17 protein-coding genes are annotated in these 21,403 nt (G+C 44.8%); 11 read left to right on the top strand and 6 right to left on the bottom strand.

Going from position 1 to position 21,403, the window contains the following annotated elements:
* Window positions 1–18 precede the first annotated feature (18 nt).
* From rraB to AC27KT_RS10515, 3 genes are all read left to right on the top strand, one after another.
* On the top strand, window positions 19–417 hold the full coding sequence (gene rraB, locus AC27KT_RS10525; protein ID WP_136781856.1) for a ribonuclease E inhibitor RraB: 399 nt from the start codon (window positions 19–21) through the stop codon (window positions 415–417).
* Window positions 418–529: 112 nt separating this feature from the next.
* On the top strand, window positions 530–1,345 hold the full coding sequence (locus AC27KT_RS10520; protein WP_487129731.1) for a choice-of-anchor H family protein: 816 nt from the start codon (window positions 530–532) through the stop codon (window positions 1,343–1,345).
* Window positions 1,346–1,513: 168 nt separating this feature from the next.
* The gene (locus AC27KT_RS10515) at window positions 1,514–2,968 is read left to right on the top strand and encodes a diguanylate cyclase (protein ID WP_487129729.1); all 1,455 of its coding nucleotides are present in this window, start codon (window positions 1,514–1,516) and stop codon (window positions 2,966–2,968) included.
* 76 nt (window positions 2,969–3,044) lie between these two features.
* Here AC27KT_RS10515 and AC27KT_RS10510 read toward each other — a convergent pair whose 3' ends face one another.
* Both AC27KT_RS10510 and AC27KT_RS10505 read right to left on the bottom strand, forming a co-directional pair.
* The gene (locus AC27KT_RS10510) at window positions 3,045–3,254 is read right to left on the bottom strand and encodes a type II toxin-antitoxin system antitoxin (RefSeq protein ID WP_487129727.1); all 210 of its coding nucleotides are present in this window, start codon (window positions 3,252–3,254) and stop codon (window positions 3,045–3,047) included.
* 61 nt (window positions 3,255–3,315) lie between these two features.
* Window positions 3,316–4,164: an SPFH domain-containing protein gene (locus tag AC27KT_RS10505; protein WP_487129905.1), complete on the bottom strand. Its 849-nt coding sequence runs from the start codon at window positions 4,162–4,164 to the stop codon at window positions 3,316–3,318.
* 184 nt (window positions 4,165–4,348) lie between these two features.
* Here AC27KT_RS10505 and AC27KT_RS10500 point away from each other — a divergent pair, with 184 nt between their 5' ends.
* From AC27KT_RS10500 to AC27KT_RS10490, 3 genes are all read left to right on the top strand, one after another.
* A complete protein-coding gene (locus AC27KT_RS10500) occupies window positions 4,349–5,632 on the top strand; it encodes an ABC transporter substrate-binding protein (RefSeq protein ID WP_487129725.1) in 1,284 nt (427 codons plus the stop codon).
* A 48-nt stretch (window positions 5,633–5,680) separates the two neighbouring features.
* On the top strand, window positions 5,681–8,347 hold the full coding sequence (locus AC27KT_RS10495) for an ATP-binding protein (protein ID WP_487129723.1): 2,667 nt from the start codon (window positions 5,681–5,683) through the stop codon (window positions 8,345–8,347).
* Between the two features lie 200 nt (window positions 8,348–8,547).
* Window positions 8,548–9,720 (top strand): GGDEF domain-containing protein, encoded by a 1,173-nt coding sequence (locus AC27KT_RS10490; RefSeq protein ID WP_487129721.1) that lies wholly within the window; start codon window positions 8,548–8,550, stop codon window positions 9,718–9,720.
* A 71-nt stretch (window positions 9,721–9,791) separates the two neighbouring features.
* Here the strand turns inward: AC27KT_RS10490 and AC27KT_RS10485 are convergent, their stop codons facing one another.
* Genes AC27KT_RS10485 through pepA form a run of 3 tightly spaced genes read right to left on the bottom strand, consistent with a single transcriptional unit; the run spans window position 9,792 to window position 14,536 of the window.
* Window positions 9,792–12,566 (bottom strand): valine--tRNA ligase, encoded by a 2,775-nt coding sequence (locus AC27KT_RS10485; RefSeq protein WP_487129719.1) that lies wholly within the window; start codon window positions 12,564–12,566, stop codon window positions 9,792–9,794.
* Window positions 12,567–12,601: 35 nt separating this feature from the next.
* Window positions 12,602–13,024, bottom strand: a complete 423-nt coding sequence (locus AC27KT_RS10480) for a DNA polymerase III subunit chi (protein WP_071815862.1) — start codon at window positions 13,022–13,024, stop codon at window positions 12,602–12,604.
* A gap of 6 nt (window positions 13,025–13,030) precedes the next feature.
* A complete protein-coding gene (pepA, locus tag AC27KT_RS10475; RefSeq protein ID WP_474854737.1) occupies window positions 13,031–14,536 on the bottom strand; it encodes a leucyl aminopeptidase in 1,506 nt (501 codons plus the stop codon).
* Between the two features lie 263 nt (window positions 14,537–14,799).
* Here pepA and lptF point away from each other — a divergent pair, with 263 nt between their 5' ends.
* Window positions 14,800–15,900 (top strand): LPS export ABC transporter permease LptF, encoded by a 1,101-nt coding sequence (gene lptF, locus AC27KT_RS10470; protein ID WP_014950603.1) that lies wholly within the window; start codon window positions 14,800–14,802, stop codon window positions 15,898–15,900.
* Entirely contained in the window at window positions 15,901–16,962 is a 1,062-nt protein-coding gene (lptG, locus tag AC27KT_RS10465; RefSeq protein ID WP_487129716.1) for an LPS export ABC transporter permease LptG, read from the top strand.
* Between the two features lie 100 nt (window positions 16,963–17,062).
* Here lptG and AC27KT_RS10460 read toward each other — a convergent pair whose 3' ends face one another.
* A complete protein-coding gene (locus AC27KT_RS10460; RefSeq protein WP_487129714.1) occupies window positions 17,063–17,644 on the bottom strand; it encodes an RDD family protein in 582 nt (193 codons plus the stop codon).
* A gap of 244 nt (window positions 17,645–17,888) precedes the next feature.
* Between AC27KT_RS10460 and AC27KT_RS10455 the strand changes: the two genes are divergently transcribed.
* The 3 genes from AC27KT_RS10455 to AC27KT_RS10445 all read left to right on the top strand — a co-directional run bounded on the left by AC27KT_RS10455 (window position 17,889) and on the right by AC27KT_RS10445 (window position 21,356).
* The gene (locus AC27KT_RS10455; protein WP_487129903.1) at window positions 17,889–19,919 is read left to right on the top strand and encodes a TonB-dependent receptor; all 2,031 of its coding nucleotides are present in this window, start codon (window positions 17,889–17,891) and stop codon (window positions 19,917–19,919) included.
* A 172-nt stretch (window positions 19,920–20,091) separates the two neighbouring features.
* On the top strand, window positions 20,092–20,625 hold the full coding sequence (locus tag AC27KT_RS10450) for an RNA polymerase sigma factor (RefSeq protein ID WP_159493507.1): 534 nt from the start codon (window positions 20,092–20,094) through the stop codon (window positions 20,623–20,625).
* Entirely contained in the window at window positions 20,622–21,356 is a 735-nt protein-coding gene (locus AC27KT_RS10445; protein WP_487129712.1) for an anti-sigma factor, read from the top strand. The genes AC27KT_RS10450 and AC27KT_RS10445 overlap by 4 nt, the downstream gene beginning before the upstream one ends.
* Window positions 21,357–21,403: the final 47 nt, after the last annotated feature.

Genomic DNA, 21,403 nt, shown 5'->3' with positions numbered 1-21,403 from the left:
TGCTAACGAGTGTTTATTATGACCCAGTTCGATGAAAGAGAAGAATGGTACGAGTTTAACCAAGAAACTATTGATGCCCTTCTAGAAGATGGCAGTCAAGCCGATGCCGACTACACCATTGAGCACCATTTCGCCAGCACCGACTTCGACGTGTTAGAAAAGGCAGCCGTTGATGCGTTCAAAGCCGGTTTTGAAGTGACAGATGCTGAAGAGCTTATTCTAGATGATGGCGAGACCATTTTTTGCTTCGATGCCGTGGTAGAAAGAAAGTTAGATATTGAAAAGCTTAATGCTGATTCAGACACTTTGCTAAAAATTGCAGACAAGCACGACGTGACCTACGATGGATGGGGTACGTACTTTGAACCACGTGAGGAAGGTGAATACGAAGAAGAAGACCATTTCTTTGACGACTAAACCTAACCGCCTATTTTACAAGCTGAGGGGTTATTAAGTTACTCTTCAGCTTTTGTTCATCTTTTTTGGTTAACAATGACCCTGTCATTATCGATTGGAAAAGGATGGACAGATGAAAAACTTAGTATTAGCACTTACTGCATACTCTGCTATCGCAACATTACAGCTTGCTCTTTTATCACCTGCACATGCAAATTCTGATAGCAAATCAGAAGATAAACAGGTTACCTCAAACGAATTCCGTTACGACAAACCCTTCGTAGCTTCTGAATCACTTTTACCTAAAACAACAGGCGAGCTGCCAAGTGACAGCCTGGTTGGACAGTCTGCCGATAGCACTGTCGCACAACAAAATACAGTTAGTGAAACGAACAAGCATCAGCAACATCTTGGTGTAAACAAATCATCAAGCGACATAGTGGTAAGCAGCGTTAACGAATTTTGGATTTATGAAAGTTGGGTAACGCTTGAGCAAGATATTGACTACGACGGTTATCACTCTACATTTTCAATCGAGTTTGACGCCGACACAATTTTTACACGAGCGCCTGTATACGCTGTTTTGTATTTAGGTAAAGAGGGTGTTTACGATGCAATTCACGTGTCGTCTGAATTTTATATTTATTCAGAAGATTCAACTGATACATTCACCATCGAAAGTTCATTAGTATCTGGATTTCCACCTAGCGAATACGACATTTTGTTGGAGCTTTACGATGCCGACACTGAAGAGCTAGTGGCTTTTACCGATGCCTATGACGACAGCGCTCTGGCCTATCTTCCTCTTGAAAGTGAAAACAACGAGTACATTGTAGAAGATACGGTGGTAATAGTAGAAGAACACGGTGGTGCTTGGTCGTTACTTCCATTGTTTTTACTAGGAGGGATTGTACTGAAAAGACGCTTAAGCAAGAGTTCTCGCCATTAATTTAACCTTTTATATTTGTCCTCGCCAAAAGCTGTTTGAAACACAGCTTTTGGCTATTTCTTAAACTAAAGTCTAATATATTAGTTGAACCCCCTCTCTAATTGACGTTGATTCGCCAATGTACAAAGAAAAACCGTACAGACTGACGCTTTCAAGTGGTGTAATGCAATGAGCTTCAACAATGTTAACTTATTCAATTTGTTAGATAATACACAAATTGGTGTGGTCATTCATAATGCTAATGGCGCAGTGGAGTATGCCAACCCCGCTGCGTTGGTTATGCTTAATTTAAGTCTTGATGAGCTTAAAGACAAAAGTATGGATGCAGAAACGTGGGAGTTCATTGATAGGCAAAACCGACGTCTTCCTTTTAATGAATTACCTGTGGTTCGAGTGCTGTCGACAGGCAAACCTGTAGACAACCAAATAGTGGGCACCATTGATAATACTACAGAAAAAATTGTTTGGTTTAGTGTGAATGCCTACCCAGAGGCGCGCAACACTGATGGAAGCTCGCCGTCGTTCGTTGTTGTTTACTTCACAAATATTACCGCGAAAATAAGCAACTTTTCTTATAAGGATATCGTACAAAATTCGCAAGACATGATCTTGGTAACAGAAGCCAAAAATATCAATGCGCCGCTATCGCCCAAGATAATTTATGCTAACGAAGCGCTTTGCAGACATACCGAATACTCTTTCGAAGAATTAATAGGCGAAACGCCCAGGATCTTTCAAGGAACGCTAACGGACAAAGCATCGACTGACCGCATTCGCCAAGCTCTTATTGAACAACGTCCGTGTACAGAAACTCTGTTGAATTATACAAAAACCGGCACACCGTTCTGGGTTCAAATGAATATATTCCCGCTAACAAATGAATTTGGTGAAGTAACACATTTTGCAGCAGTTCAGCGCAATGTAAGCGAGATGAAGTTTCAGACTGAACAGTTGGATAAACGAAATACAGAGCTAAAACGAATAAAGCACGATTTAGAAAGTTTAGTGCACGAACGCACAAGCGAACTACGCGACGCTAATCTTAAATTAGAAAAGCTGGCATATTTTGACGCCCTAACCAATATTCCCAACAGACGTGCCTTTATGGATGCTTTTTCTAAGTCATTAACGTTTGCCAGGCGCAACAGCCATGAATTACTGGTAGGAATTGCAGATGTTGATCACTTTAAATCAATAAACGATAACTTAGGCCACGGGTTTGGTGATGAAGTACTGACTATTGTTGCGCAAACAATGCAGAGATTCTTTCGCACAGAAGACGCGATAGGCAGAATTGGAGGAGAAGAATTTGCTTTTTGCATTGTGCTTCTAAGCCAAGTTTCGCCCCACCAAATACTGGATAGACTTAGACAAAAAGTAAGTAAATTACACGAAACCCAGCCGCTTTTAAAAGGCCATAAAATCACGGTGAGCATTGGTGCAGTGCAAACAAATGAACTCCAGCACAAAAGCCCCAAACAACTTCTCACCTATGCCGATAAAGCGCTCTACAAAGCAAAAAATAGTGGAAGAAATACAGTGGAGTGCATTCAAGAAGGTGAGAATATTTCACCGATTTCAGCGCCAAAGCCTTTAGACGATAAATCAAGAGAAGTGCTTTAATCGACATTAAAAAAAGCGCCTACCGCTTACTCTAAACATTCTCGCGCCGCTTAACCCAACGATCCCTTAGTGATCCTTATAAATCACCACCCTTCGACGGTTGAATTTCTTCAACTTCCACCACCACCTTTTCTACAAGCTTGACTCTGCCTTGCTTCACAAGCGCTTGTCTTAATACATACTCAATTTGTGCATTAACACTACGCAAATCATCAGCGGCCCACCTTTCCATAGCGGCAAGTACATTTTCATTAATCCGAAGTGGATACGCTTTTTTCTTTGCCAAAATAAAAACCTTATGTGCCGCTGTAAGTTGCGACGGCACCATAATTAGAAACTAAACTTTATTAGTAAATTGTACCTGTATTAATAACAGGTTGCGTTGATTTATCACCGCACAGCACGACTAGTAGGTTACTGATCATGGTTGCTTTGCGCTCTTCATCTAGCTCAACAACCCCTTTTTCGTTTAGTCGTTGAAGGGCCATTTCAACGGTTCCCACAGCACCATCCACAATTTGCTTACGCGCAGCGACAATCGCTGAGGCTTGTTGGCGCTGTAGCATAGCACTTGCGATTTCTTGCGCGTAGGCAAGGTGGCTAATACGAGACTCTAATATGGTGATCCCTGCTTTTGCTAAACGGGCTTGTATTTCTTCTTGTAACCGCTCTGAGATCTCTATTGGGTGGCTACGAAGGGCCACTTCAGCTTGTTCGTCATCGCGAGGATCATAAGGAAAACTACTTGCCATATTACGAATAGCAGATTCACTCTGAATGCGAACAAAGCTTTCATAATCGTCTACGTCAAATACGGCTTCTGCAGTATCCGTGACTTTCCACACCACAATTGACGCTATTTCAATGGGGTTACCCTGGTTATCATTTACCTTTATTTTAGCGCTTTCGAAATTTCTTATGCGAAGTGAAATGTTGGTTCGGCGAAATAATGGAATTGTCCAACGTAAACCTACATCAGAGACGGTACCGACGTAGCTTCCGAAAAAAGTCATCACTTTGGCTTGATTGGGTTGCACCATAAAGTACCCCATCCACAGGGTACCGACCAGAAGACTTAAAATAATTCCTCCCTCTGGGCTCCCTCCAACGGCATAGAAAAATGCCGCAACCTGTACAACCAATAAGACACAAATCATCAAATATCCGTTAATCGAAAAACCGTTCTTTTCTTGCATACCCATTACCTTTGATATCATTTTGATATCTTTATAATAGAACCGTTAATACTTTTCCATAAGCTAAGTGTTACCAGATATGTCAAATCCACTCTGCAACAAACTATTTTAAAAGATTCCTTGGTAAGTCTATGAAATAGATGCCAGAATGTTACAAAGGATACTTCTTATTCGGACTTTCATAATGCCTACTAAGCCTTGTAAGACCAAAAATTCTTCGGCGGAACGTCGTACCTTACTCAAAGGCGGGCTAGCATTGGGATTGACTGCAGGCATTACTCCTTTCGCTATCGGTAAAACAAAGCCCACGCTGCGTGTTATGGGTACTCACGTAACATTACAGGAAGCTATCCGACAGCGCGCTATCGAAGACTTAGGTATCAACATAGCGTTTGAACCTGGCGGCAGTGCCACTGTGCTGCAAAAGGCATCCATGAACCCTCGGTCGTTCGATTTATACGAGCAATGGTCAAATAGTATTAATGTTCTGTGGCGCGCAAAGGCTATTCAACCGATACAAAAAAAGCGCCTTCGCTACTGGGAAGAAATAAACGACTTAAGCAAAACCGGTAAGCTTACTGAAAATGCGCGTATGGGCGCCGGCGACGCGCCGCACAAGATTATTAATGTGCAAGAAGACGCCTCTTTAGGTGAAAAGCACACCGATGCCATCAGCTTTTTACCCTACGTACATAACGTGGATTCATTTGGTTATGACAGGTCAAAGCTTCCGACTGAACTGCAGGGGCAAGAAGAAAGTTGGGGCTGGCTGCTTGATCGTCACTTTTCTGGAAAAGTCGGCATTGTAAATGACCCTACCATCGGATTATTCGATTTAGCATTAGCGGCGCAAGCAAAAGGTTTTATCACTTTCAAAAATATTGGTGCTATTACCGAATACGAGCTAGACGACTTGTTTAACTTGCTTATAGAGTTAAATCAGTTGAGTCACTTTAGCGGTTTTTGGACATCGGTTCCTGAATCCGTTGAATTTATGAAAAGTGGCCGTGTCGCTATTGAAAGCATGTTCTCACCAGCGGTCTCCGCACTGAATGGTCAAAATATTCCCGTCACTTTCGCGGCTCCAAAAGAGGGATACCGAGGGTGGCACGGGGTAATGTGCCTTTCTTCTGCTACCCAAGGCAGAATGAAAGATGTTGCCTATGAATATATGAATTGGTGGCTGTCGGGTTGGCCGGGTGCATTCATAGCAAGACAGGGATATTACATTTCGAATCCCCAACGTTCGGCCGAATATTTATCGCAGGCTGAGTGGGACTACTGGTATAGGGGCAAAGTTGCTTCTGAACCACTAAAAGGCACTGATGGCAAAGTGAGTGTACAAAAAGGCGCACAACGAACTGGTGGCAGTTACGAAGAACGATTCAGTAATGTTGCAGTTTGGAATACGGTTATGCCAAGCTATGAATATAGCTTACAAAAATGGTACGAATTTATCACTGCATGACGCTGTGTAATACCGCTTCTTAAATGGAATAAGGTTCCCCAGGCTTATATGTTATCGTCAATCCGAGTACAGCTTATAACAGTATTACTTGCCTTAGTTGCACTAATACTTGCTCAAGGCTTCGTAGCGCGAAAAAACCAAGAGGTTTTAAATAAAGGCGTGGCATCCGCGGCTAAAGCCGTCATTGATGTAGGCATTGTAAAAGAGCTTGAACGGGACGTTGTCGACCTTCAGCGTAATGTTTTAATATTCAAAGAGAATGCAAGTAAGTCGGCTATTACGCGTTTTAGCCGCCTGATGGTTACCATTAACAGCAAGCTCGATAAACTTGCGGAGGTTAACGAGCATTCCAATCAAAAAGACGACAGCAATCAAATTCTCAGTAGAATGAGAGAGCACCTAAATGCTTATCAAGAGAACTTCTCTCAGGTTGTTGAAGCGCGCTCAGAAAGAGACAATCTCGTCGATCAAGGGACTATGTCTGATATTACCTTACTCGAAAGTGAACTCGATAAAGCACTAGCGAAAGGAATGGTTTCAGCGACTTCTGTAGAAGATGCAAAGCGCATTCTAATTCAAACAGAAAATGCGATGTTAAAATACTTGATGAAGCCTGATATGAAATTCATCAAGACATTCAATGACTCTGTTGACGCTTTAATGCGCATGTCCTTCTCAGCCAATGCTGAAATGCAGCAGCGTGTGGAGCGAATTATAGACAGAATAAAAAACGACTTTTTTAAGCTTACTCAAATAACACAAGGTAATCTTTTTCTGGTTAATGTAGTGATGGCAGGCTCTGCTAATGAGTTTCTCTATTTAAGCGGCGAATTAGCAAAAAAAGTTAGTACTCACTCAGAGGCTGTTACACAGCGTACTTACCAAATAGCAGAGAATACACAGCGTAATGGAGAGCTCTTTTCTTTATTTGCGATTTTGCTTGCTTTAGCAGCTGCGCTGTTTTCAATATTTCGTATCCTTGGCCCAATCCGCTCTATTACCGATGTTTTCAACAAGCTCGCGGAAGGCGTGCAAATCTCCAATATTCCGGGCAGTAGTCGCAAGGACGAAATAGGAAAGCTAGCCAGAGCCGCTCTTGTATTCAGTGATAAAAACCGAGAAACGGAAAAGCTATTAAACGAAGCGAGATCGATGAACTCTCAGCTGGAAAACTTAAACAAGGTCATCACCGAATCTAAAGTAAAAGCCGAGCAGGCTACCGCATCTAAAAGCATGTTTTTAGCGAATATGAGCCATGAAATTCGTACCCCCATGAATGGTATCATTGGCCTGATAGAACTAGCCCAACAGCAAGAAATATCACCAACAGTACGAGGCTATCTTGATAAAGCTTCGTACTCTGGGCAAATATTACTGAGCGTAATTAACGACATTCTGGACTTTTCAAAGATTGAAGCAGGTGAATTGAAGATAGAAGAGGTTAGCTTTTCACTGCACTCGCTATTTGACAACCTCATCGCGGTAATAGCGCTACGCGCAAAAGAAAAAAACCTATCTGTTCATTTTACGGTTAACCCTAGCATACCACCTCAGGTTATAGGCGACCCGTTGCGCATTGCTCAAATTATTATGAACATTGGCAACAACGCCGTGAAATTTACCGAACAAGGGCGTATAGAAATAGAGTTCGACGGTAACTTGAATGAAAAAGGTAACCTACTACACCTCATTATGCGAATTACCGACTCAGGTATAGGCATGAGCAAAGCGCAGCTCGATAAAATATTTAAGCCTTTTACACAGGCTGATGGCTCAACTAACCGCAAATATGGCGGTACTGGACTAGGCCTTGCCATTGTCAGCCAGCTTACTGAGCTTATGAATGGACGCATTCATGCAACCTCTACTATGGGGAAAGGCAGTAGATTCGAGGTTGAGCTTCCTCTTAAAGCATTTAAGAATCAGCCAGGGGTGTTACAAAACTCTCCACAGTTGCCTACTAATAGCCTTTACGTAACTGAATCACCGTTACTCCCAGAAGCCTATTGCACTCAAATTCAGCTGTCGACAGCATTAAGCATGTCAATTGAAGATGCTAAAGATGCTACTACTCTCCCCGACCATATCGTTGTCGATGTTCATGAGTTTAGCTTGTTTAGGAAAAATATTAGCTGGCTGAACAGCCTTTTAGAAAGCGGAAAGTCTGTAGGCTTAGTAATGGAGAGCGCCGGCAGTGCCCTGCAGTCTAAATATGACTCGCTGTGGAAAGGCCCCTTAATCATGCATCCTTTCACCCCCGCCCAATTTGAACGTTTCGTACACCAAATAATTTCAAAAGATGCTAATTACCAAAGCCGAGAATATAAAGAGGAATCCGAGAGCGTGAATCTTGAAGGGCACATATTGCTCGTAGAGGATAATAATATAAATCAACTCGTTACCGGTGAAATTCTAACAAACCTGGGACTTACATTTGATATCGCTGAAGATGGTAAGCAAGCAGTACAAAAAGTAGAAAACGCCCCTCAATACGACCTTATCTTGATGGACGTACAAATGCCCGTCATGGATGGATATGAAGCCACCAAGCTGCTTCGTGAAAAAGGCTTTACAGCCGTACCTATTATTGGCCTGTCAGCCAATGCAATGAAAGAAGATAAACAAAACGCGCTTCAATCGGGAATGAATGATTATTTGACCAAACCTATAAAGCAGAAGTCACTTATTGCAGTGGTAAAAAACTTTTTAAGTTAACGTTCACAAACAGCGACCCCTAAATAAATTAACAAATTCTTATATTGCATGAACTTAGTACCTCTTTTTCAAAAAAAATCTTGCTTTAAAGGTATATAAAAAAATACTTATTTATTCACCGTTATACCCTTATCGTTACGTAATTTTTTAGTTTAACGCCATTATTATTAATACTTTTGTCTAATATCGTTGGCGAAAAAATGACAAGCTCCGTATTGATTGTGTTACTTCTGTCGCTTGCTATAAATACAGCAGTAGGTGGATATTTTCGTATCTTGGCGAAAAATCAATACGAACCTGTCGCGTTCAACTTTTGGGCCGCATCGTGCTTGGTGTATTGCTTAGGGCTAGTCGGCAGCGCGCTCACTATGTTAGTGCCAAGTATAAACGTGCTCAGCACACTCGCAGGGCTTCTTTATTTAACGGCCAGCTATTTGCTACTTCATGGCTTTTTAAGTTTCAACATTCAATGTGTGCACTCTACCGTCAAACGCACGGGTAACCGCGTTTTTGTAATAGCCGTTCTCTCTTTGTTTGGAGCGTCTTGGTCCCCTGATTTAGTCGAACCAACAACTTCCTTTTTTATTGCTTTAATGTTTTTATTTTGTTTTCAGAGCTTTCAATCGCAGCAATGGAAAACCATTGAGGGTATTTCTATACTGTTACGAAGCATACTGTTCATTCACTTTATCATAATGATGATACGGGCAGCGCTTACCACCGGTACAACCTATTATGGCTTAGAATCTAACTTACAAGTTTTTATAACGATTACTGTTGGGCTACACGTACTGCTTTGCGTTGCCACCTCAGCACTTCTTCCATTTATTATTCTGTCTAAAGAAAAAGGCGAATGGGAAGCAATGGCAAACTTCGACGAGTTAACCGGTGTGTTAGGACGTCGCGCGTTTATTCGCACAGTATTGAAAAAGTTGAAGTCCAAAAGCAAAAGGCCTTTCACTTTGTTGGTAATTGACATCGATTTTTTTAAAGCTATCAACGACAACTATGGTCACCCTGAAGGCGATAGAGTGCTGAAAAACGTGGCACAGTGTCTACAAGGACAGTTACGCGAGGGTGACATCGTGGGTCGTATAGGAGGAGAAGAGTTCGGCGTAATTATCTCTCATCAACATTCTGAACACGCTTTCATCGTTGCCGATAGATTGAGAAAATCGGTGTCTTCACTTGTTATATCCACTGGCACTGAAGAAATAAAGGTAACCATTAGCGTAGGTATGTCTTCTTCGAGCAACATCGAAGATACGTGGAATACACTGTTTAATCGGGCAGATAAAGAACTGTATAACGCAAAAAAAACAGGGCGAAACAGGGTGTCGCCAGTGATCATTACAGAAACAACGTTGGTTTAGCGAACAAAAGGTTCATAAGAAAAACGCTGCCATATGGCAGCGTTTTAGTCTTTATTTCGAAGCGTATCTAGCTACAGCGCTTGTATAGTTTCAAACTGCTCTTTAAGTTTGGCTAGGGCTTTTTCACCCTCTTCCAACTTACCGCGTTCTTTTTCAATTACCGCTTCTGGCGCATTGCTTACGAATTTCTCGTTGCCCAACTTGCCACGAGTACGAGATACGTCTTTCTCGATTTTCTCCATGGCTTTTTTAATACGAGCAAGCTCTGCGTCTTTGTCGATAAGCCCTGCCATTGGGATAAGAATTTCCATCTCGCCCACAAGCGCTGTGGCGCTGGCTGGTGCTTCTTCACCGTCTTTCAAAATAGTCACGGTTTCAAGCTTAGAAAGCTTGTCTAGGAATGCCTTAGCCGCATCAAGACGACGCGCGTCTTCATCGCTTACGTTTTTAAGTAGCGCATTAAGCGGTTTGTTTGGCGAGATATCCATTTCACCACGGATATTACGAATACCCACGATAAACTTCTTCACCCACTCGATATCGGCAAGCACTTCATCGTCTTGTTTCGCTGCATCAACTTCAGGGAATGCCTGAACCATGATGCTTGCGCCCTCTTCCACCTTAAGCGCACTTAGTGGCACAACGCGCTGCCAAATAGTGTCGGTGATAAATGGCATTAGCGGGTGCAACAAGCGAAGCAGGCTTTCAAGCACGTTAATAAGGGTATGACGTGTACCGCGCTTTTCAGCTTCAGTGCTGGCGTCATTGTTAAGCACTGGCTTAGTAAGTTCTAGATACCAGTCACAGAACTGGTTCCAGGTGAACTCGTAAACCGTTTGCGCAGCAATGTCGAAACGGTAGTCTTCAAGCGCCTTTTCAAACTCAACCAGCGTTTGTTGGAACTTCGCCCAAATCCAGCGATCGGCCATGCTAAGCACCATTTCGCCGCCGTCACGACCTGTATCGTGTTCTTCTGTGTTCATCAATACGAAACGCGATGCATTCCAAATTTTGTTACAGAAGTTGCGGTAGCCTTCAACGCGGGCCATATCAAAGTTGATATCGCGGCTGGTTGACGCCATAGCTGCAAAAGTAAAGCGCAATGCGTCTGTACCGTAGGCCTGAATACCATCAGGGAACTGTTTACGGGTACGCTTGGCAATCTTTTCAGCAAGCTGAGGCTGCATCATGCCCGCGGTGCGTTTAGTGACTAGCGACTCAATATCAATACCGTCAATCAAGTCGATTGGGTCAAGCACGTTGCCCTTCGACTTTGACATTTTATCGCCATTCTCATCACGGATAAGACCAGTAATGTAGATGTCTTTAAACGGAATTTTGCCCGTGAATTTCTTGGTCATCATGATCATTCTGGCAACCCAGAAGAAAATGATGTCAAAGCCGGTTACTAGCACTGAAGACGGTACAAAGGTTTCTAGATCTGGCGTTTCTTCTGGCCAGCCCATGGTCGCGAACGGCCATAGTGCGCTTGAGAACCAGGTATCTAGCACATCATCGTCTTGTGAAAGGGTTACGTCACTGCCAAGGCCGTGCTTTTCACGCACTTCTTCTTCAGTGCGGCCAACAAAAACGTTGCCGTTTTCGTCATACCACGCAGGAATGCGGTGTCCCCACCACAGTTGACGTGAAATACACCAGTCTTGAATGTTGTGCATCCACTGGTAGTAAGTCTTGTTCCAGTTCTCTGGCACAAAACGAATTTCGCCACTTTCAACCGCTTCAATTGCAGGCTTAGCAAGAGACTCAACCGCTACATACCACTGGTCAGTTAGGTATGGTTCAATTACCGCCCCCGTTCTATCGCCGCGCGGCACTTTAAGCTTGTGCGGCTCAATTTTAACCAATGCGCCTTGTGCGTCTAAATCAGCAACAATTTGCTTACGGGCGTCGAAGCGATCTAAACCGCGATACGCTTCTGGCGCTTCGTCGTTAATTTTCGCATCGTCGGTAAGAATATTGATCATAGGCAAGTTATGACGCTTACCCATATCGTAGTCGTTGAAGTCGTGAGCAGGCGTAATTTTAACGCAGCCTGTACCAAATTCTTGATCTACATAGTCATCGGCGATAACTGGAATTAAACGGCCAGTAATCGGTAGTTTAATTTCTTTGCCGATAAAGTCTTGATAACGCTCGTCATCTGGGTGTACCGCAACTGCGGTATCGCCTAGCATGGTTTCAGGGCGCGTTGTCGCAACCACTAGCTCACCGCTACCATCTGCAAGTGGGTAGCGCATGTGCCACATGTGGCCGTCTTCTTCTTCGTTCAGTACTTCAAGATCAGATACTGCAGTGTGAAGCACTGGATCCCAGTTAACCAAACGCTTACCACGGTAAATAAGGCCTTCTTCGTGTAGTTTAACGAACACTTCAGTGACGGCTTTAGACAAGTCTTCGTCCATGGTGAACACTTCACGAGACCAGTCAGGTGACGTACCTAGACGGCGCATTTGACCGGTGATAGTACCGCCGCTGTGCTCTTTCCATTCCCACACTTTTTTGATGAAGTCTTCGCGACCTAAATCGTGGCGCGTCTTGCCTTGTGCGTTAAGTTGGCGTTCTACCACCATTTGGGTAGCAATACCGGCGTGGTCAGTACCCACTTGCCATAGCGTATTGTCGCCCTTCATGCGGTGATAACGGGTTAAGGCGTCCATAATGGTTTGCTGGAAACCATGGCCCATGTGAAGGCTACCGGTAACGTTTGGTGGCGGAAGCAAAATACAATAAGGGTCGCCGCTACCTGAAGCTTTAAATAAACCCGCCTCTTCCCATGACTTGTAGCATTGCTGCTCGATGGACTGCGGTTCGAAGGTTTTATCCATTACACACTCTCAAATTGAAGCTAAACGCGAATGACTTATGCAGATTTGAACTGCATGTTGCATCCAGCTTGCTGATAGTTTTTGTATCTTACCCGCGCGGCCTGTTTGGCGTTCTCGTCCACGGGTACAAAATCGATGATTTGACGATGCTGGTTGGGTGAAGGCACCATACCGGAACCCACATTAACCACCATTTGTCGTCTGGCTACCTGCTCTGGCCGCCAACAAATTTCCACCGGCGTTCCCGATTGCGGCCCTTCACCATAAAGGTTATGGGGAACAAAACGGTCAGCCGGCAGCTGCCACAACAATTCATCAACGTCTTCAGCCTGCGCCTGTGTATCGCACAGCACGCTAATCTTTTGCTTATTAGCAAACGCTGAAGCAATAACTTCGCTGGCGCGGCCTGCCACACCATTGTCACTGCTGGTAAGTTGATAAAATATCACTTGTGGCATGAATGATTAGTCCTCTAGCTTGATATCAGCGCGGTTCATTAGGAACTGAGACAGCATAGGCACTGGACGGCCTGTTGCGCCTTTGTTCTTACCACTGCGCCATGCCGTACCGGCAATATCAAGGTGAGCCCAGTTGTACTTCTTAGTGAAACGCGACAAGAAACAACCTGCGGTGATTGAGCCCGCTGGGCGACCGCCTAAGTTCGTCATATCGGCAAACGGGCTTTCAAGCTGCTCTTGGTAATCGTCCCAAAGCGGTAAACGCCATGCGCGATCTGAGCTTTGCTCTGACGCATTAAGTAGTTCGTGAGCAAGCGGGTTATGCGTGCTCATGACTGCAGTTGCATGGTGACCAAGCGCGATAATCGCTGCGCCAGTTAGCGTGGCTACGTCAATCACTAGCTCTGGGTCGAAGCGCTCAACGTAGGTTAACGCATCGCACAATACCAAACGACCTTCCGCATCAGTATTCAGTACTTCAACGGTTTGACCCGACATGGTCGTTAGAATGTCACCGGGGCGGTACGCTTTACCATCTGGCATGTTTTCACAGCCTGCCAATACGCCAATAACGTTAATGGGCAAATTCAGCGCCGCGATAGTGTGCATAGTACCAAGTACGCCCGCAGCACCACCCATGTCGTACTTCATTTCATCCATGGCTTCGCCAGGCTTAATTGAAATACCGCCTGAATCGAAAGTAAGGCCTTTACCTACAAGCACAATTGGCGCTTGGTCTGCAGGACCACCGCGATGATGCATAATACTCATCATGCTTTCATTTGCCGAACCGCGACCAACCGCAAGGTAAGACTGCATACCAAGCTCAGCCATTTGGGTTTCATCAACCACTTCGGCGGTTACGCTGTCGTACTGGCTTGCTAATTCTTGTGCTTGCTGCCACAGATACGCTGGGTTACAGATGTTTGGCGGCATGTTGGCTACGTCTTTGGTTACTTTCGAACCACGAGCGACAGCTAAACCATGCTCAACTGCACGTTCACCAACGGTAAGCTCACGACGGGTAGGTACGTTAAATACAATTTTACGCAGCGGGCGGCGAGGCTCACCTTTCTTGGTTTTAAGCTGCATAAAGGTGTAAAGCGTGTCTTCAGTTGCTTCTACTGCCTGACGTACTTTCCAGTAGGTATCGCGACCTTTAACGTGAAGTTCGGTAAGGAAACATACCGCTTCCATCGAGCCTGTTTCATTCAATGTTTGAATGGTTTTGGCGATTATATTTTTGTACTGGCGCTCGTCTAATTCGCGCTCTTTACCACAACCGACAAGAAGCACGCGCTCGCTTAGTACATTTGGCACGTTGTGTAGCAACAACATTTGGCCGGCTTTACCTTCAAGGTCGCCACGGCGTAACAAGTTGCTGATATAACCTTCACTGATTTCGTCTAGTTGTTCAGCCACTGCCGTTAGGCGGCGCGGCTCGAAGACACCCACAACAATACATGCGCTGCGTTGTTTTTCAGGACTGCCACTTTTTACACTAAACTCCACGATATCACCTCGCTTTTCGTCGTTTATGGTTTGCACGATGACTAAAATCACGTAACGTTTCGCGCTGCTTTATGTTTTAATACGCAGCATAACTTTTTAGTTCGCTGCAATTCACGCTTACAGACCTATTGAATATAGGTTAAATTTGCGTCAAAACACCATGCAAACGGTTTATGATTGCAGGCAAAACTTGTAAAAACGGTAAGTTTAAACAAAATTGTGCTTTCTTTCACTAAAATTCCTAATTTTCCGGAAGGGCTGAGATGCTGATATTCCGCTATTTACTTAAGGAAACGCTGAAATCTCAGTTAGCGATTTTCTTTATCCTAATGGCCATTTTTGTCACCCTAAGGTTTGTGCGCGTTTTAGGCGATGCATCAGACGGTGATATACCCGCTGGACTTGTACTTGGCTTCCTAGGTTTATATGCCCCAATTCTCTCTTCACTCGTACTACCTATCAGTGCTTATCTAGGCATTATGTTGGCGCATGGAAGACTGTATGTAGACAGTGAAATGACCGTAATGCGCGCTTGCGGTATTAGTGAATGGTACGTCACTAGGGTAATGCTGTTCTTGTCTGTTCTTATCATGATAGTTACAGGTGCAATTACCCTTTATTTCGCGCCATTGGCTGCAGAGAACGAATACCAGCTGCGAGAAAAAGCCAGAAACGAAGCCGGAATCTCGGCGCTAATGCCGGGTAGATTCCAGCAAACGGGTAACGAAAAAGCGGTTATTTTTGTTCACGATGTGGACAACAACGATAAGCTGCAACGCGTGTTTTTATCGCAAAATCAAACGGACGACAGCGAAGGCGACGTGCGCGTTGTATATGCGCAAACTGGTGAAGTGGCCAACAACCCTGACGGCACACGAAACCTTGTATTGAAAGAAGGGGTACAGTACGAAGGTAAGCAATCGGAAAAAGCTTTCCGCAAAGTAGAATTTGATGAATACCAAATTCAGATTGCCGACAAACCCGCCGACGAAACCCGTCGTAAGGTAAGCGTGCTGCCTACTAACGAACTGTGGGAAGACGACAGTATTGAAGCCAGAGCCGAACTTCAATGGCGTATCGCTATCCCCCTTTCTATTCCATTTTTAGTACTGATTGCTGTGCCGCTAAGCGCGGTCGATCCGCGCCAGGGTCGTTTTGGTAAAATGTTCCCTGCCATCCTTCTTTATCTGGGATATTTCTTGCTGCTGCTTGCGAGTAGACGCGTACTAGAAGATGGAAAAATGCCGCCTCAATTGGGTTTATGGTGGGTGCATACCATCATGCTGATTATTGGTGTCATGTTGATTGTAAGGGACAGAAAAACCGGCACTGAGCTTCGCGCATGGATATTGGGGAAAAAATAGATGTTTAAAATCCTCGATTTATACATTGCACGTACGTTGTTAGGTACTATCACGGTTACACTGAGTGTACTTATTGGCTTAAGTGCACTCATAAAGTTTGTAGAACAGCTTCGGAAAATTGGCGAGGGTGACTACGACATGCTGGTCGCCTTTATCTACGTTTTACTAAGCTTGCCTCGCGACTTAGAGCAGTTCTTCCCTATGGCAACATTGCTAGGCGGCCTTATTGGTATGGGCGTCTTGGCTAGCAATAGCGAATTGGTAGTGATGCAAGCCGCAGGTATGAGCCGCTGGAACATCATAAACTCAGCGATGAAATCTACCCTTGTAATGATTTTATTGGTAATGGCCATTGGTGAGTGGGTTACTCCGTACAGCGAAACCAAGGCAAAACAGATAAGAACCGAAGCCATTTCAGGCGGTAGCCTGTTTTCTTCAGATAAGCTGGTATGGGCAAAAGATGGCGACCGATTTGTAAGTATTGGTCAGGTTCTAAGCCAAGACTCTCTCAAAGATGTGAGCATATTTAGCTTTAACCCTGACTTGTCTCTTGAAAGTATTACCTACGCTAAAAACAGTGCCTTCGATGGCGATGGCTGGTGGTTAAGCGATGTTGAAGTCACCGAGTTTTCTGAAACCAAAGTGTCGGTAAAAGAAAACGAGCGTATGCGATGGAATTCAACACTGACGCCAGACAAGCTAGGCATTGTTGCGGTTAAGCCAGAAGCTTTATCTATTACAGGGCTGCTGGATTACGTGAACTACCTGGAAAATAACGACCAGGATCCTTCTCGTTATCAACTCGCCTTGTGGCGCAAGGTATTCCAACCGATTTCGGTAGGCGTAATGCTGTTAATGGCATTGTCGTTCATCTTTGGCCCGCTGCGAAGCGTTACCATGGGCGCACGCGTGATTATGGGCGTACTGACTGGCTTCGGTTTCTTTATTCTCAATGAAGTATTTGGCCCAGTAAGCTTGGTTTATCAATTGCCGCCATTCCTTGGCGCCTTGCTACCTAGCGTACTATTTGCAGCCATTGCAGGGGTAATGTTGAGGCGTTGAGCAAGCTATCAGCATTCGTCTAGTTTAACAGTCAAAGCTTAAAAAAGAGGCTCTTTGCAGCCTCTTTTTTAATGATTTTTTTAGCGCCGTACAAGGCATTTTACCAGCTCTTGTGGTCATTCGCTTCCTTGGTCAACTTCAACACTTCGGTCTTTGCCAGGCGGTCTTGCAAAGATTGCTTATTTTTGAAATCGAATAACACAAGTAACGTACCCAAACCACCCAATGATGCGACGAGGCGGATAAACAAGCGCGGCCACGTCATGGGTTCTTCAACCGTACTATAAATGCGTAAACGCCAAGCACGCATGCCTAGGGTTTGCCCACCTCTGCGCCAGAACCACAAGAAAAAACCGGCTATCCACAGGCCTACCCACGTTTGAATAAGCAATTTATAGCCAAATGAAGCCTGGATCAGGTCGGCGGGTTCAGCATAGCCTTGCAGGTCAAGCGCACCGTTTTTCAGCATAACCACCAGCGTTACGATCATCACCATGGCTGCACACATGCCCACAGCGGTGGCCACTAGCGTGTCGTAAATCATAGCCAACAAGCGTCGCACAAACCCCGCGCGCTCGAGTGACGAGCTTTCAGGTTCTGAATTACGTGTATCATTATCACCTTCCGCTTTATTTAGATTAGATGATGTCTGGTTCTTGGCCTTTCTATCGTGTCTCGCCACTGGCTTCTCTTAGCTGCATTGATAACTTCGTATATTTTGACACAAGCACCTGTGAGCTTAAACAACATAAACCACACTTAATGCCTTTTAATGAAGCAATAACCTTTAACGCTAAGTGAGAAATATTTCTCAACATTTGCATCCAAGCCTCATAGATAGCCGTTAATAAAATTACAAATGGACGAAAGAAGTAAATACGGTGACACATAAATCTTTTTCAACGACGGCACTAGCACGGGTACTAATGGTAAGTTCTGTCTCTATCAGTATGAGCTCTGCATTAGCGCTAGATGATCCCGAAGGCGATATCGAACATATTCGAGTGCGTGGTGACGCTTCAATAAAAGACGGCGAATTCATATCAGCTTCTCAAGGATGGGTGTCTGGAGACACGCTAATTGAGCGGCCTATGCTTCGAGCTGGCGAAATACTTGAATTTATCCCCGGTATGATGGTGACCCAACACAGCGGTTCGGGCAAAGCCAACCAGTATTTCCTGCGCGGCTTTAATCTGGACCACGGTACCGATTTCACGGTAAGTGTTGACGGCATGCCCGTGAACATGCGAAGCCATGGGCACGGCCAAGGTTACAGCGACCTAAACTTTATTATCCCAGAATTTATTGACAACCTTAGCTATTTCAAGGGCACTTATTACGCCAACATTGGCGATTTTTCTAGCGCTGGCGGTGCGTTCTTTAACTTAAGAGACTCACTTGAACAGAACCAGTTATTTTTAGGCCTAGGTGAATATGGATACAAGCGCGCCGTTGCATTAAATCACTTCGAAGCTGGCGAGAGCCGTGTTGTAACCGCCTTGGAATATCAAACCTATGACGGCCCGTGGACTGATGTAGACGAAGACGTAAAAAAGAAGAACGCCCATATTCGTTATATTACGCCCTTACTAAACGGCCAACTTACTGTAACTGGAATGGCTTACGACAATAGTTGGAACGGGGCCGACCAAGTACCAGAGCGAGCGATACAAAGCGGTTTAATCGACCGTTTGGGATCTATTGATACCCAAGTCGGCGGAGAGTCATCACGCTACAGTTTGTCAGCAAACTACACCAGTGATACATGGAATGCTTCTCTTTATGCCGTAGATACCGAACTTAGTTTGTTCTCTAATTTTACCTATTTCCTTGATAATCCTGAGCGAGGCGATCAGTTCGAACAAGCTGACGACAGAAAAATATACGGTGGCGAAATATTCACTACCCTGCCCTTAGCCATTACCGATGGAAGTAGTATTACCCTTGGCGGCCAGTGGCGTTTTGATGATATCGATAATGTAGGCTTGTATCGCACCCAAAACTTAGCCCGCTTTGGCACTGTCCGAGAAGACGAAATAGACAGCAACAGCTACGCACTTTTTGCCCAATCAAACATTGTGTTAAGTGACGCACTGAGCCTTTCATTAGGTGGTCGATACGATTATTTAGATGTTGATGTAACGAGTAACCTTAATGCTAATTCAGGTAATGAGAGCGATGGCTTATTTACATTAAAGGCGGGCTTAAAATATAGCGTTTCTGACGAACTTACCGCGTTTGCCAATATTGGTCAGGGCTTTCATTCAAACGATGCGAGAGGGGCAACCCTCAGGATTGACCCTGTGACCGGTGATGAAACAGAGGCAGCCCCCTTACTCGTGAAGAGCCTTGGCTATGAAGCGGGGATTAATTATACCGATAATAAAACCTATAACTTATCTGCCGCACTATGGCGGTTAGAGCTCGATAGTGAACTGGTTTACGTTGGCGATGCTGGTTTTACCGAGGCTAGCCGCCCCTCTGAAAGACATGGCATCGAAGTAAGTGCCTACTATTGGATTAGCCACCACGTCACAACAGACATCGAAGCGGCATGGACAGAAGCGAGATTCAGCGACCGTGTTGAAGGCGAAGGCCGTCACATTGATGGCACCGTGCCCGGCGTAGTAAGCGCAGGCTTAACCTATTACCAGCAGAGCAATCAGTTGGGGTTCAGTTACACATTGAGAGGCCGCTATTTAAGTTCTAGAACCGTTGAAAGTTTCGATAAAATTTCACCACCATCGACGTTTTTAATAAATGCACAGGTCGCTTATCGTCAGCCAATGTGGGACGTGACTTTAGAGGTACTCAATGCCTTAGACAGTGACGATCATGATATTGACTATTTCTATGCATCGCGACTACCTGGAGAGCCGGAAGTCGGTATAGAAGATTTGCATTATCACCCTGTTGAGCCAAGAAATGTGCGCCTTACCGTTTCCCTTAAATACTAGGCGAGCAGAGGTTTTTAATCGTCATAACGGCGCGAGCGCTTTTTAAGTACCGCTATTTTTGTGTGATTAATCAAAAAGGGTGCTAGTTTAAATACTTAGAAACATTATTTTTGTTTCACTAGCGAGTCTTTTTGTGAAGACAGCGCCATAACAATAAAAGGTAGGAGCAACGATGGAACATGAAACTTTGTTCCCACTGCTGTGTAAAACGGCAGACGGTGACAAAAAAGCGTTCGCAGAGCTTTATAAAATAACCAGTCCACAGCTTTATGCGGTTGCGTTAAAGCTATTAAAACGCCCAGAGCTTGCTGATGAAGCAACCCAAGATGCCTATATAAAAATATGGCACAATGCGGGGAATTATCAGCGAGGTAAAGGCACAGTGTTGACGTGGATGGTCAGTATTGCCCGCTATCGCGCGTTAGATTTGATTCGCTATCACAATGTAAGAAACGAGGTTGAGCTTGACGATGATGCCCCATCAGGAGCAGAAGGCGCCCAAACCATCAAACTTGGTGCCGAACAGGCAAAATTGGCGGCTTGCCTTGATGAACTTGATGGTCCTCAGCGACAAGCTATTCATTTAGCCTACGTTAACGGGATGTCTCATCAAGAAGTGGTGAGTCATTTAGCGTCTCCCCTTGGAACAATAAAAAGCTGGATAAGACGAGGCTTGCAAAGTTTGCAGAGGTGCCTATCACTATGAATTATTTAAAAGAAGAACGACTGAATGCCCTGGCGGCAGAATACGTTGTTGGAACCCTTCGCGGTAAAGCGCGCACCCGATATCAAAAACTAATGATGCAGTACCAAGCTGTGAGCGACGCAACGGCCCAATGGGAACAATACCTGACGGGCTTTGCGGAGACGCTTCCGCCTGTGGCGCCACCAGATTACGTGTGGGAAAGCATCCAAGTCAAACTCGGGCATAAAGCCGCTAACGACGCAAGCGTAGCTAGCGATACAAAACCTTCCAGCAAGCCTGGCGAGGTTATCGACTTTGAACAAGAGAAACAGAAACGCTGGAAGAGCTTGTCATTCATATCCACAGCTGCTGCATTGGTGTTAGCCGTATTGCTTTTCGTCATGCAACCTGTGCCTACCCCAGAGGTTTCCCATATTGCCGTAGTCAACAATGCGGACAACACACCGTTATGGGTAATAGAAGTCTCTGACGAAACCATGAATGTTAAGGTAACTGATGCCTTTGTTGCATTGGCTGATAAAGACTATGAACTTTGGATGGTACCAGCAAACGGTGAAGCACCGATTTCCCTTGGCCTAATGCCTGAAGCCAATGGCGATACAAGGGCGACGCCGGATATCCTGCTTGATCAAAGCATCGCGGCGTTGGCAGTAAGCTTGGAAGCACCGGGCGGCTCAGTAACAGGATCGCCAACTGAAGTCCTTTACATTGCTCCCATTGTGTCAGTTTAATTTTTCAAAGAAGAAATAACATATGCCAAGGCCACATATTATGTGGC

The organism is Alteromonas sp. 5NW40-0090, assembly GCF_057552975.1.
Note: the sequence above shows the minus strand (reverse complement) of the source record. Positions and strands in the feature narration are given on the sequence as shown.